The sequence below is a fragment of the Variovorax sp. dw_954 genome (assembly GCF_018449755.1).
In the GTDB taxonomy this organism is placed as follows: Bacteria; Pseudomonadota; Gammaproteobacteria; order Burkholderiales; family Burkholderiaceae_C; genus Variovorax.
In genome coordinates, this window is sequence record NZ_JAAVVD010000002.1 from 59225 (window position 1) to 71796 (window position 12572).

Annotated in this window: 9 protein-coding genes; all 9 read right to left on the reverse strand. The window is 66.8% G+C overall.

The annotated features are described in order from the left end of the window. Nucleotides 1–116 precede the first annotated feature (116 nt). The 9 genes from HB681_RS03390 to HB681_RS03430 all read right to left on the reverse strand — a co-directional run bounded on the left by HB681_RS03390 (nucleotide 117) and on the right by HB681_RS03430 (nucleotide 12559). Nucleotides 117–2942, reverse strand: a complete 2826-nt coding sequence (locus HB681_RS03390; RefSeq protein ID WP_213953367.1) for a nitrate reductase — start codon at nucleotides 2940–2942, stop codon at nucleotides 117–119. A 669-nt stretch (nucleotides 2943–3611) separates the two neighbouring features. Next, nucleotides 3612–4040 (reverse strand): nitrite reductase small subunit NirD, encoded by a 429-nt coding sequence (gene nirD / locus HB681_RS03395; RefSeq protein ID WP_213953368.1) that lies wholly within the window; start codon nucleotides 4038–4040, stop codon nucleotides 3612–3614. Between the two features lie 14 nt (nucleotides 4041–4054). Then, nucleotides 4055–6568: a nitrite reductase large subunit NirB gene (gene nirB / locus HB681_RS03400; RefSeq protein ID WP_213953369.1), complete on the reverse strand. Its 2514-nt coding sequence runs from the start codon at nucleotides 6566–6568 to the stop codon at nucleotides 4055–4057. 25 nt (nucleotides 6569–6593) lie between these two features. Continuing rightward, complete coding sequence (locus HB681_RS03405) at nucleotides 6594–7490, reverse strand: GAF domain-containing protein (protein WP_213953370.1); 897 nt, start codon at nucleotides 7488–7490, stop codon at nucleotides 6594–6596. Continuing rightward, nucleotides 7487–7927, reverse strand: a complete 441-nt coding sequence (locus tag HB681_RS03410) for a globin family protein (protein WP_213953371.1) — start codon at nucleotides 7925–7927, stop codon at nucleotides 7487–7489. The genes HB681_RS03405 and HB681_RS03410 overlap by 4 nt, the downstream gene beginning before the upstream one ends. A gap of 37 nt (nucleotides 7928–7964) precedes the next feature. After that, complete coding sequence (locus tag HB681_RS03415) at nucleotides 7965–8792, reverse strand: ABC transporter ATP-binding protein (RefSeq protein WP_213953372.1); 828 nt, start codon at nucleotides 8790–8792, stop codon at nucleotides 7965–7967. Continuing rightward, complete coding sequence (gene ntrB / locus HB681_RS03420; protein ID WP_213953373.1) at nucleotides 8789–9730, reverse strand: nitrate ABC transporter permease; 942 nt, start codon at nucleotides 9728–9730, stop codon at nucleotides 8789–8791. The genes HB681_RS03415 and ntrB overlap by 4 nt, the downstream gene beginning before the upstream one ends. 10 nt (nucleotides 9731–9740) lie before the next feature. Beyond that, a complete protein-coding gene (locus HB681_RS03425) occupies nucleotides 9741–10985 on the reverse strand; it encodes a CmpA/NrtA family ABC transporter substrate-binding protein (protein ID WP_213953374.1) in 1245 nt (414 codons plus the stop codon). Between the two features lie 314 nt (nucleotides 10986–11299). Continuing rightward, nucleotides 11300–12559: a nitrate regulatory protein gene (locus tag HB681_RS03430; RefSeq protein WP_213953375.1), complete on the reverse strand. Its 1260-nt coding sequence runs from the start codon at nucleotides 12557–12559 to the stop codon at nucleotides 11300–11302. Nucleotides 12560–12572 lie beyond the last annotated feature (13 nt).

Sequence of the window (12572 nt, forward strand, 5' to 3'; positions counted from 1 at the left end):
GGCTTATGCCTGCGTGGATTGCATCCGAGGTCACTGGGGCCCCCACGCTCGGCACTTCGTGTCCTCGCTGCCCCCCGAGGGGGCATGAGCTTGTTTGGGGCGGCCCGGCACCGCGCTCACGGCGCCGCCTCCGCCACTTCCGCGCGGACCATGCGCCGCAGCTCCGGCAGGCAGGAGCCGCAGTTGGTGCCGCATTGCAGCGCGCCCTGGAGCGTGGCCAGGCGCTGGTCGTCGTTGCCGGTGCAGCCCTGCAGCGTCTGGCCGATGGCCGTCTCGGTCACGCCAAAGCAACCGCAGACGATCTTGCCGCGCGCCGCCACGCCCGCCGGCGCCGTCGGTCCGGGGCGCAACAGTTGGCGGCCGAAGGCCTGCGCGGGCAACTGCTCGCGTAGCAGCGCGGTGATCCACGCTTCTGCGCGCGTGTCGCCGGCCAACAGGAAGGCTTCCAGGTGCGCCTCGCCAGCCGCGCTGTCGCGGCGCACCAGGCGCGCGGCGCGGCGCTGGCCGTGGCGGGCATCGGCGTAGCGCAGCGTGTCGGCTGCGGCCAGGCCCAGCAGGGTCTCGATGCGGGCCAGCAAGGCGTCGGCAGCGGCTTCGTGGCTGGCGGCGCGAAACAGCAAGCCGGTGCGTTCGGCGGCGCCGGCCGACAGCGCGCCACCGGCGCCGAAGGGCACGCAGCTGGCGAAAGGGAATTCCTTCATCACCCCGCGCAATTCCTGCAGCGTGCTCAGCGCCCGGTCGTCCGGCACCCAGGCGGCCGCGAGCAAGGACCATGGCAACTCGGCCTTGAGGATCTTGATGGCCGCGTGCTTGAGCTCGGGCTGCTTCGAGTCGGGGCAGAAGGCCGGGCTGGTGAGCGCGTTGATGCCGGCGAGCCGATCGCCGTTGGAGGCGCGCCCGCTGAGGTATTCCTCGCCCCAATGCATCGCGACGAAGGCCTGGCTCATGCCGACCTCGCGGCTGGCCTGGGCCGGCAACACGATGCTGCCGCGGCGGGAGGTCAGGTGGACGAGGTCGCCGTCCTTGAGCTGGCGCCGGGCCATGTCCTGCGCATGCATCTGCACGACCGGCTCGGCCACGTGGCCGAACAGCCGGCCCAGCGTGCCGGTGCGGCTCATGCCGTGCCACTGGTCGCGCAACCGGCCGGTGTTGAGGGAGAAGGGGAAGCGGGCCTCGCGCTGTTCCGCGACCGGCTTGTAGGGCGTGTCGACGAAACGGGCGCGGCCATCGGGCGTCGGGAATCGGCCGTCTTCGTAGAGCCGGACGCGGCCGGCCGCGCGGCCTTGCGGCAGGGGCCATTGCTGCGGGCCACGGTCGTCGAGCATGGCCCAGCTCATGCCGGTGATGTCGAGGTCGCGGCCGCGCGTGGTCTCGCGGTGCTCGTTCCAGATCGATTCGGCGCCGACCTCGCTGTCGAGCGTGTAGGGGAAGAGCGTCGTCGACGCGCGCGGGGGCACGCGGGCTTCCAGTCGAAGCGCGAAGTCCGCTGCCGCGGACCAGTCATGCCGGGCCGCGCCGGGCGCCGCGACGGCCGGGCGCACGCGCGAGATGCGGCGCTCGCTATTGGTCACGGTGCCTGTCTTCTCGCCCCATGTGGTGGCGGGCAGCAGCAGGTCGGCATAGACGCAGGTGGCCGTGGTGGCGAAGGCCTCCTGCACGACGACGAACTCGCAGCGTTCGAGCGCACGGCGCACCGTGGCCTGGTCGGGCATCGACTGGGCGGGGTTGGTGCAGGCGATCCACAGTGCCTTGATCTCGCCGTCGGCAGCGGCCTGGAACATTTCGACGGCGGTCTTGCCGGGCACTGCGGGCACGCTCGGCACGCCCCAGAGCGCGGCGACTTCGGCGCGATGGTCCGGGTCGGACAGGTCGCGATGCGCGCTCAGCAGGTTGGCCAAACCGCCGACTTCACGCCCGCCCATGGCATTGGGTTGGCCGGTGAGGGAGAACGGCCCGGCGCCGGGCTTGCCGATCTGCGCCGTGGCCAGGTGCAGGTTGATGAGCGCGGCATTCTTGGCCGTGCCCGAGGACGACTGGTTGAGGCCCTGGCAGTACAGGCTCAGCGTGGCGGCCGAGGTGGCGAAAAGGCGGGCGGCCTCGAGCAGGTCGGCCTTGTCGATGCCGCAGATCTGCGCCACCTTGTCGGGCGTGCATTCGCGCACGGTGGTCTTCAGCGCGTCGAAGCCGCTGGTGTGCGCGGCGATGTATTCGGGCTTGGTCCAGCCTTCCCACAGCATCAGGTGCAGCATCCCGTGGAACAGCATCACGTCGGTGCCGGGCTGGACCGGCAGGAACAGGTCGGCGATCTCGGCCGTGTCGGTGCGGCGCGGGTCGGCCACGACGATCTTCATCGCGGGATTGGCGCGCTTCGCATCCTCGATGCGGCGGAACAGGATCGGATGTGCCCAGGCGGTGTTGCTGCCGACGATGAACAGGCACTGCGCGTCCTTGAAATCGTCGTAGCAGGCCGGTGGCGAATCCGCGCCCAGCGTCTTCTTGTAGCCCGCGACCGCGCTGCTCATGCACAGGCGCGAATTGGTGTCGATGTTGTTGGTGCCGATGAGGCCCTTGGCAAGCTTGTTGAAGACGTAGTAGTCCTCGGTGAGCAACTGGCCGGAGACGTAGAAGCCGACCGCATCGGGGCCGTGCTCGCGGATGACTTGGGCGAACTTGTCGGCGGCGGTGTCGAGAGCGCTGTCCCAGCTGACGGGCTGCGGGGCAGCGCTGCGCTCGAGGCGCTGCATGGGATGCAGCAGGCGCGTCTGGCGCGTGACCTCCGCCGATGCGGTGAGATGCAGGGTCGACCCCTTGGTGCAGAGGCGGCCGAAGTTGGCCGGATGATCGGGGTCGCCACGCACGCCAGTGATCTGGTCGCCCTGCGACTCGATGATCACGCCGCAGCCTACGCCGCAGTAGGGGCAGGTGGACTTGGTTTCTTTCATGGCTTGCGTGCGGTGGGGGCGGGAGTCGTCTCTTGGACAGAGCGCCCGGTACGCGGTGCGGGCCGTGCGACCCTACTGCGCCGGTCGCTTCGCGACTGCCCTGCGCTGCTCGCGTTTCGCGGGGTCCACATGAACTCGCTTCGCTCAGACAGCATGTGGCCCTGATCCGCGAAACGCTGCGCTGCTCGGCGGCGCAGAAGGGATCGCCCGACCCACACCGCGCACCGGGCTTGGGGGTGGCGAAACGCACCGTCCCCTTTGGGGGTGCGGCTGCCCTCACTCCAGCCCTCTCCCAGGGGGAGAGGGAGCAAGACCGGGGCACTGCGTACGGGGGAGTGGGGGCAATGCTGATGCACCACGGACGTGTCCACGGCGGCGGGTGGTATGCGGTACGGGTTGGTCGATCCCTTCTGCGGTGCTGAGGAGCGCAGCTTTGGGCGGATCAGGGCCACATGCTGTCTGAGCGAAGCGAGTTCATGTGGACCCCGCCCAAAGCGAGCACCGCAAGGGAGCCCCGAAGGGGCCGCCGCAGTAGGGTCGGCCGGCCCGTACCGCATGCCGCCCGACGACGCGCTCCCTGCACGCAATGCGCCCCCTGCACGCAATGCGCCCCCTGCACGCAACACGTCCCCTACATGCGCTGTGCCCACTCCACCAGCAGCGACGAATTCAAGAGCCATGCGGCGCCTGCACATCAAAGGTCTCGTCCCCCAACGGCCCTGCGGGCGCAGCCCTCCCGGGACCGGCACGGGGCGCTTCCAGGTCCAGCGCATGCGTCGCCAGTTCGTGCGCATCGAGCAGCACGTGGCCGTCCTCGACGCGGCACGAAAACTTCGGCGTGCATCCTTCGTCGGGTTGCCTCGCGCAGCCGTCATCGAGCCCGATCGTCCAGTTGTGCAGCGGACACGCCACGCTGGTGCCGAACACGATCCCTTGCGACAGCGGCCCGCCCCTGTGCGGGCAGCGGTCCAGCAGCGCGAACACCTCGTCCTGGCTGTTGCGGAACACCGCCACGGCCAAGCCCACCGGGCGTGAGACACGGCGCGAACCGAGCACCGGGATCTCGTCGACGCGGCAGATGGTTTTCCATTCGGTCATCGGTGCCTCCTGCTTCACGAGATATCGGCAAGGTCCGGCGAGGCAATGCTGGCCTTCGGCACGAAAGTCAGCGGTGCCGTGACCGCGTCGGCCACCGGCACGAACTGGCGCACATCGACCTGCGCCCGGTTCGCTTCGAACCACGGATCCGGCTCGCCATCCAGCGCGAACTGCAAGCGCTCCCACAGCGCCTTGCGGCCGGCAACGTCCTCGAGAACCTTCTTCTTGACATGGTCCAGCCCCACGCGCGAGATGTAGTGGACCGTACGCTCCAGGTACCAGCCTTCCTCGCGGTACAGCTGCAGGAAGGCCCCCGTGTATTCCATCACTTCCTCGCTCGTCTTGAGCTTCACAAGGAACTGCGCCACCTCGGTCTTGATGCCGCCGTTGCCGCCAACGTAGACCTCCCAGCCCGAGTCCACGCCAATCACGCCCACGTCCTTGATGCCGGCCTCGGCGCAGTTGCGCGGGCAGCCCGACACCGCCAGCTTCACCTTGTGCGGCGAATACATCGCCCACAGCGCATGCTCCAGGTCCTTGCCCATCTGCGTCGAGTCCTGCGTGCCGAAGCGGCACCACTCGCTGCCCACGCAGGTCTTCACCGTGCGCAGCGACTTGCCGTAGGCGAAGCCGCTCGGCATGCCGATGTCCTTCCACACGTCCTGCAGGTCTTCCTTCTTCACGCCCAGCAGGTCGATGCGCTGCCCGCCGGTGATCTTGACCGTCGGGATCTTGTATTTGTCCGCCGCATCGGCGATGCGCCGCAGTTCGTCCGGCGTCGTGTGCCCGCCCCACATGCGCGGGATCACCGAATACGTGCCGTCCTTCTGGATGTTCGCGTGGCTGCGCTCGTTGATGAAGCGGCTTTGCGGATCGTCCTTCGCCTCCTTCGGCCAGGTGCTGATCAGGTAGTAATTGACGGCCGGGCGGCAGCTCGCGCAGCCGTTGGGCGTGCGCCAGCCCATGCCTTCGAACACCTCGGCATGCGTCAGGAATTTCTGGGCACGGATGGCGTCGCGCACGTCCTTGTGGCTCGCGTCGGTGCAGCCGCACATGGCCTTCTTCTTCGGCGCGGCGGAGTAGTCGCCGCCGGCGGTGAACATCAGGATCTGCTCGACCAGCCCCGTGCACGAGCCGCAACTCGCGCTCGCCTTGGTGTGCTTCTTCACCTCGTCCAGCGTGAACAGGCCCTTGTCCTTGATCGCCTTGCAGATCGTGCCCTTGCTCACGCCATTGCAGCCGCAGACCTCGGCTTCGTCGGGCATCGTCGCCGCGCTGCTGTGGCCTTCATGGCCGACGTCGCCGATGTTCGATTCGCCGAACATCAGCTTCTCGCGGATGTCGTTCACGCTGCGGCCGTCGCGCAGCAGCTTGAAGTACCAGCTGCCATCGACCGTGTCGCCGTACAGGCAGGCGCCCACGAGCTTGTCGTCCTTGATCACGAGCTTCTTGTAGACCCCGCCGAAGGGATCGCTCATCACGATCTCCTCGGTGCCTTCGCCGCCCATGAACTGGCCGGCGCTGAACAGGTCGATGCCCGTCACCTTGAGCTTGGTCGAGGTCAGCGAGCCCATGTAGCGGCCGATGCCGAACTGCGCCAGGTGATTCGCCGCGACCTTGGCCTGCTCGAACAGCGGCGCCACCAGGCCATAGGCGATGCCGCGGTGCGCCGCGCATTCGCCGACCGAGTAGACGCGCGCATCGGTCACCGTCTGCATGGTGTCGTTGACCACGATGCCGCGGTTGCAGTGCAGGCGCATCGATTCGGCGAGCGCCGTGTTCGGACGGATGCCCACGGCCATCACGACCAGGTCGGCCGGCACTTCGGTGCCGCCCTTGAACTTGACCGACTTGACGCGTCCTTCGGCGTCGCCGACCAGTTCCTGCGTCTGCGCGCTCAGCAGGAAGTTGAGGCCGCGCGCTTCCAGCGACTGGCGAAGCAGCCCGCCCGCCACGTCGTCGAGCTGGCGCTCCATGAGCCACGCGTTGACATGCACCACGGTCACGCTCATGCCGCGCAGCATCAGGCCGTTGGCGGCTTCGAGGCCGAGCAGGCCGCCGCCGATCACCACCGCATGCTTGTGCGTCTTCGCAGTCTCGATCATGGTGTTGGTGTCGGCGATGTCGCGGTAGGCGATCACGCCCTTCAGCTCCTTGCCCGGCACCGGCAGGATGAAGGGATTGGAACCGGTGCACAGCAGCAGCCGGTCGTATTCCGCTTCCACCACGCTGCCGTCCGCCGCCTCGGCACGCACGATGCGCTTCACACGGTCCACCTCGGTCACCAGCTTGCCGGCGTGCAGCGTGATGTCGTTCTCCGCGTACCACTCCCACGAGTTCAGGATGATCTGCTCGACCGTTTGCTCGCCGGCCAGCACCGGCGACAGCAGGATGCGGTTGTAGTTGGGATGCGGCTCGGCGCCGAACACGGTGATGTCGTAGAGGTCGGGCGCGAGCTTGATCAACTCTTCCACGGCGCGAACGCCGGCCATGCCGTTGCCCACCAGGACCAGTTTCATCTTTTTCATCGTGTGCTTCCCGATTGAGAGGTGATCAGAAGTGCAGCGCCATCACAGCGGTGATGCGGCCTTGCGGCGCGACCGGGATGGCGATCATGGGTTCGGCGGTGTACGGAATCCCGCTCGCGAAGGCGCGGGCGATGGCGCCGGCCGCATCCGGTGCATCGCCCGTCATGGCGATCGCTTCGAAGGCATCGTCGTCCTTGGCTGCGGTGTCGGAGAACCCGAGGCTGCGACGCAGGTGCGTGCCGCTGGTGTCGGGCTCCCAGATCTCGATGCGGCGCGCAATCGGCGTCGCGCGGGCCGACAGGAAGGCCATCACGAAGCTGGAGCCGTCCAGCGTCGAGCAGGGGATCGCGAAGCCGCGGTTGATGCCGACCTTCACCGCGCTGTCGGCGCGAATGAATCCCGCGCCCTTGCCGAGGTCCGGCAGGAACACCGGCTTTTGCGAATCCCACGCCATGCCGGGCAGCCCCGTGCCGCGACGAAACGCGGTGGCGCGCGAGATGAACTCGAAGGTGTCGCCGGTGGTGCCGTAGTAGCCGTCGACCAGCGTCATGTCGGTGGACTCTTCCGGGTCGTTGCCCCAGAGTTCGATGGCGCCGGCATGCTCTTCGTCGTCGCCGCAGAAGATCACGGCCACCGAACTCAGCCGGTCGCCCTTGAAGATCGGCACCGCGATGCCGCAGGTCAGCCCCGCCGTCTTCGCTGCCGCGGCGCGCCGGAAGTAGGAGCCCGACAACTCCTTGAGCACGATCGGGCGCCCCGTCTCCCAGGCGCGGCCCGGCAAGCCTTCGCCACGGCCGAAGCACAGGTTCTGGCTCACGGCCGCGAAGCGATGTGCAGGGCCGAACAGGCCGCCACCAAATTCAAGCAGGCTGCCATCCTCGCTGGGCACCCAGTACTCGATGACGCGGATGAACGTCTTCACGCCTGCGCCTCCATGGCGGAGCCCTCAGCCGTCTTCCGGGCCGCCGCGATCATCACGCCCGAAAGGGTGCCGTAGGCCGTCTCCCAGGCGTTGCGCACGTCGGGCGTGAATTCGGCGCCCAGCCCCTTGTCGAGCGTGTCGATGAGTGCGGCGCCGACCACCGCGTAGTGCGCTGGCTCCGCACCGTAGCCGACGTGCCGCTCGGCCAGGCGCTGTGCCACCGGCACCAGCGTGTCGAGGTTGCCGAGGCCTCGAGTCACGCCGCCCAGCATCGTCATGAGCTTGCGCCCCTGTTCGACCATGTCGCCCTTGAAGAGTGCGCGCACCTCCGGCGCCAATTCGAAGAGCCGGCCATAGAAGATGGCCGCGGCCTGCTCGGATATCGGCACAACCTTGGCAAAGCTGGACTGCACCAGTTCGATCTGATTAGGGGTCATCGTGGGGTTCCTCGTCGGTTGTTGTGCGGGCGAAAAATCACGCGGCCTTCTCGACATGGCCCTGGCGCGTGTACAGGAAGTCGATCACCGCCTTGCGGTAGTGCACGTAGTTGCGGTCTTCCGCCAGTTCCACGCGATTGCGCGGACGTTCGAGGTTCACCGTGAGCAACTCGCCGATCGTGGCCGAGGGGCCATTGGTCATCATCACGATCTTGTCGGACAGCAGCACCGCCTCGTCCACGTCATGCGTGACCATGACGACCGTGCTCTGCGTCTTCTGCACGATGGCGAGCAGCTCGTCCTGCAGGCGTGCGCGGGTGAGCGCGTCGAGTGCGCCGAAGGGCTCATCCATCAGCAGCACCTTGGGCTCCATGGCCAGTGCGCGGGCGATGCCGACGCGCTGCTTCATGCCGCCCGAGATCTCGCCCGGTCGCTTGTGGGTGGCGGGCGTGAGGCCGACGAGTGCCAGCGCCGCATCGGTGCGCGCCTTCAATTGCACCCTCGATTCTGCGGAGCCGAACACGCGCTCCACACCAAGGTAGATGTTCTCGTAGCAGGTCAGCCAAGGCAGCAGCGAATGGTTCTGGAACACCACCGCGCGCTCCGGGCCCGGGCCGTTGATTTCCTTGTTGGCGCAGAGCAGCCCGCCATGCGTCGGCTTGGTCAACCCGGCGATCAGGTTCAGCAGTGTCGACTTGCCGCAGCCCGAGTGCCCGATGAGCGCCACGAACTCGCCCTTGGCGACCGTGAGGTTGATGTCGCGCAGCGCCTGGAAGCTGCCCTTGGGCGTCTTGAAGGTCTGCTCGACTTCGCTGATGTCGATGAACTTCCTGTCTGCCTTCTCCAGGGTCGTGGCTTCACTCATGACTTCACCTCTTCGAACGTGAACGCGGTGGCGATCTTGATGAGCGCGAACTCCAGCAACAGGCCGACGATACCGATGACGAAGATCGCGATGATGATGTTCTTGACGTTGAGGTTGTTCCACTCGTCCCAGACCCAGAAGCCGATGCCGACGCCGCCGGTCAGCATCTCGGCCGCGACGATTACCAGCCATGCGGTGCCGACCGCGAGCCGCACGCCGGTGAGCATGTAGGGCAGCACGGCGGGGAAGAGGATCTTGGTGATGATCTTCCACTCGCTGAGGTTGAGCACCTTGGCCACGTTCATGTAGTCGCTCGGCACGCGCTGCACGCCCACGGCCGTGTTGATGACCATCGGCCAGATCGAGCAGATGAAGATGGTCCAGATGGCGGCCGGGTTGGCGCCCTTGAAAACGAGCAGGCCGATCGGCAACCAGGCCAGCGGCGACACGGGCCGCAGCAGGCTGATCAGCGGATTGAACATGCGCGCCAGGAACTCGAAGCGCCCGATCGCAAAGCCCGCCGGAATGCCGACCGCGGCCGCGAGCCCGAAGCCCAAGGCGACACGCTGCAGCGACGAGAGCACGTTCCAGCCGACGCCTTGGTCGTTCGGCCCCTTGCTGTAGAACGGATCGCTGAAGACATCGAGCGCCTGCTTCCAGGTCTCCAGCGGCGAGGGAAAGCCATTGGTGCTCCGGAGTGCCACCAGTTCCCAGATCAGCAGCAGCAGGCCGAAGCCCGCGAGCGGCGGCAACACGCGCATCCAGAGCCATCGCAGGTCTAGGACTTTGCGCCGTTGCTCCCTCTCCCCCGTGAGGAGAGGGCTGGGGTGAGGGGCAGCCTGGACACGAGGTACACCCTCACCCCGACCCTCTCCCGCACGCGGGAGAGGGAGAGGAATGGACGCATCGAGCGGGGAGTGAAAAACAGCGCTGACCATGTCGTGCTCCTCAGGCCTGGACCTTGAACGAATCGGCGTACTTCTTCGGGTCCTTGCCGTCCCACACCACGCCGTCGAAGAGCTTGCTGGTGCGCATCGGGTCCTTCGGCACGCTGACCTTCATCGCGCTGGCGACGTCCTTGTAGAGGTCGATCTGGTTGATCTGCTTCGCGACCGCGAGGTAGTCCGGGTGCTCCTTCAGGATGCCCCAGCGCTTGTGCTGCGTGAGGAACCACATGCCGTCGGACAGGTAAGGGAAGTTGACCTGGCCGTCGTCGAAGAACTTCATGTGGTTGGGGTCGTCCCAGGTCTTGCCCATGCCGTTGTCGTAGCGGCCCAGGATGCGCTGGTTGATCGCGTCGGCGCTGGTGTTGATGTACGACTTCTCGGCCACCGTCTCGGCCATCTTTGTCTTGTTCTGCAGGTTGGCATCGATCCACTTGCCGGCCTCCATCACGGCCATCATCACGGCGCGGCAGGTGTTCGGATTGGCCTTGACGAACTCGGCGCGCGTGCCGAGCACCTTCTCCGGGTGGTCCTTCCAGATGTCCTGCGTGGTGATCGCGGTCACGCCGATCTTGTCGATGATGGCCCGCTGGCCCCACGGCTCGCCGACGCAGAACCCGTCCATGTTGCCCACGCGCATGTTGGCCACCATCTGCGGCGGGGGCACCACGATGACCTTGGCATCGCTGATCGGGCTGATGCCCGAGGCCGACAGCCAATAGTTGAGCCACATCGTGTGCGTGCTGGTGGGGAAGGTGCCGGCGAAGGTGTATTCGCGCTTCTCCTTGGCCATCAGTTTGGCCAGCGACGGGCCGTCGACCGCGCCCTTGTCGGCCAGCGCCTTCGACAGCGTGATCGCCTGGCCGTTGCGGTTCAGGCCCATCAGCACGGCCATGTCCTTCTTCGCGCCGCCAGCGCCGACGTGCACGCCGTAGACCAGGCCGTAGAGCACGTGCGCCATGTCGAGCTCGCCGTTGACGAGCTTGTCGCGCACGCCGGCCCAACTGGCCTCCTTGCTCAGCGTGAGCTTCACGCCGTGCTTCTTGTCGAGGCCCAGCACCGAGGCCATCACCACGCTGGCGCAATCGGTCAGCGGTATGAAGCCGATCTTCACCTCGGGCTTCTCGGGCTTGTCGGAGCCTTGCGCCCAGACGGTGGCGCGCAACGCGGGGGCGATAGCGACCGCGCCTGCGGCGGCGGCTTTCAGTGCGGTGCGTCGGCTCAATTTGAATTTCAGCGCATCGGTCATGGGGCGAACTCCGGTCAAAACAACAAACGAAAAACAAAAAAGGCGTCCTTGCCGCGCATCTGCTGCTCGAAATGAATACGAGTGCATGCGGGCAAGGACGCCTTTGTCCTGTTGGTGGGCGACACCCTTCGTTGGATGCCACCTGCCTGAAGACCGTCTTTGGTCTATGGCTGAAGTGGTTGCAAGCGGCGTGCCAGCGCTTCCGAGTTGCTTATTGCTATCAAAATGATAGCAATGAACTGTTACTCAACAAGCATCTCCGCGCGATTTGAATGAGATCGACCCGGAGGCACCCGATTTGTGCAGCGCACCAATTAGTTTCCGGAGGGCAGGAAGTCGGCCATCGAAAGCACCGACTCGGCCACATCGACCAGCCGCCGGTTCTGGTTCATCGCGGTCTGGCGCAGCATCTTGTGCGCCTCCTCTTCCGTCATGCGCTTGTGGGCCATCAACAGGCCCTTGGCCCGCTCCACCAGCTTGCGCTCGTTGAGGCCGGCGCGCACGGCTTCCAGTTCGTCGCTCATGGCCTGCAGGCGCTGCGACTGCTCCTGCAGCATGTCCAGCACCGAGCGCTCGAGCTGGTGTCCATAGGCCTTGACCGTGGGCGGCTGGGGCGCGATGTCGTCGAAGAAGGCCGTCGGCACGCCGGTCTCCTGCGCGCCGGTCACCTGGTCCAGCAAGGCCTCGTTGGCATCGGCCTCGGCCCGGGCCTCGGCGATCTTGCGGTCGCACAGCGCGCGCAGGTCGCTCGCCAGCCGTTCCTCGATCGCCTTCATTGCGTCGATGCGAAGCGAGCAGCAATCGAACCAGACCGTGCTGAGTTCGGCGTCGAGCGGCTCGCCGGGTGCGGTCGTGATGGCCGCGCGGCGCAGCCGTTCCAGCTCGGCGGTTTCCTCCGCGGGTTGGCTGTCGCGCCACAACCTCGCCAGCACAGGCCCGGCAAACTCGGTGAACACATGGAAGCAGCGCTCCTGCGCCGCAATGAGTTGCAGCCATCGCTGCTGGCGGGTGCCGTCATCCTGGCCCGCGGCAAACGCGGCCGCTCCACAGGCACGCTCCTGGCCCGCGAATTCCTTGCCCTGCATGAAATTGAACATGGCGGCGAGCAGTCGCGAAATTTCCGGGTCGGTCGCGCCATCGGCCGCCTCGAACACCACCGCCAGCAGTCCGGTGATCAGCTTGGCAAAGGCCGCCGCCGCGTCGGCCACGCCGATCTCCAGCGCGCCGATGCGCCGCCGCAGAACGGGCAGGGCATCCAGCCCCGGCAGCACCCAGGCGATGCGGCTGAACAGGCGCGTGCCGCTGCCCAGGCGGCGTGCTTCCGCATGCAACCTGTCGAAGCCGGCACGCACCTCCTGCTCCAGCCGAATGGATTCGCCGACCTGCACGCTGCGTTGCGCGGCAAAACGCTTGCCCTGCGAGGCCAGCAGCACGTTCGACAACCCGCGCTCGCGCTGCAGCGCATGCACCAGACGGCCGATCGTCCCGACCAGTTCACTGGTGCGCGCGAGCTGGTCCAGTTCGTCGATTTCGCAGCGCCGGGCTGCGACAAGAAAGCTCAGTCCTGATTTCATCGTGGAAGGTCAT

What these genes read in the sequence shown, in the direction of transcription:
- HB681_RS03390 (WP_213953367.1), bottom strand. Translation starts at nt 2,942, where the DNA reads ATGAAAGAAACCAAGTCCACCTGCCCCTACTGCGGCGTAGGCTGCGGC.
- nirD (WP_213953368.1), bottom strand. Translation starts at nt 4,040, where the DNA reads ATGACCGAATGGAAAACCATCTGCCGCGTCGACGAGATCCCGGTGCTC.
- nirB (WP_213953369.1), bottom strand. Translation starts at nt 6,568, where the DNA reads ATGAAAAAGATGAAACTGGTCCTGGTGGGCAACGGCATGGCCGGCGTT.
- HB681_RS03410 (WP_213953371.1), bottom strand. Translation starts at nt 7,927, where the DNA reads ATGACCCCTAATCAGATCGAACTGGTGCAGTCCAGCTTTGCCAAGGTT.
- HB681_RS03415 (WP_213953372.1), bottom strand. Translation starts at nt 8,792, where the DNA reads ATGAGTGAAGCCACGACCCTGGAGAAGGCAGACAGGAAGTTCATCGAC.
- ntrB (WP_213953373.1), bottom strand. Translation starts at nt 9,730, where the DNA reads ATGGTCAGCGCTGTTTTTCACTCCCCGCTCGATGCGTCCATTCCTCTC.
- HB681_RS03425 (WP_213953374.1), bottom strand. Translation starts at nt 10,985, where the DNA reads ATGACCGATGCGCTGAAATTCAAATTGAGCCGACGCACCGCACTGAAA.
- HB681_RS03430 (WP_213953375.1), bottom strand. Translation starts at nt 12,559, where the DNA reads ATGAAATCAGGACTGAGCTTTCTTGTCGCAGCCCGGCGCTGCGAAATC.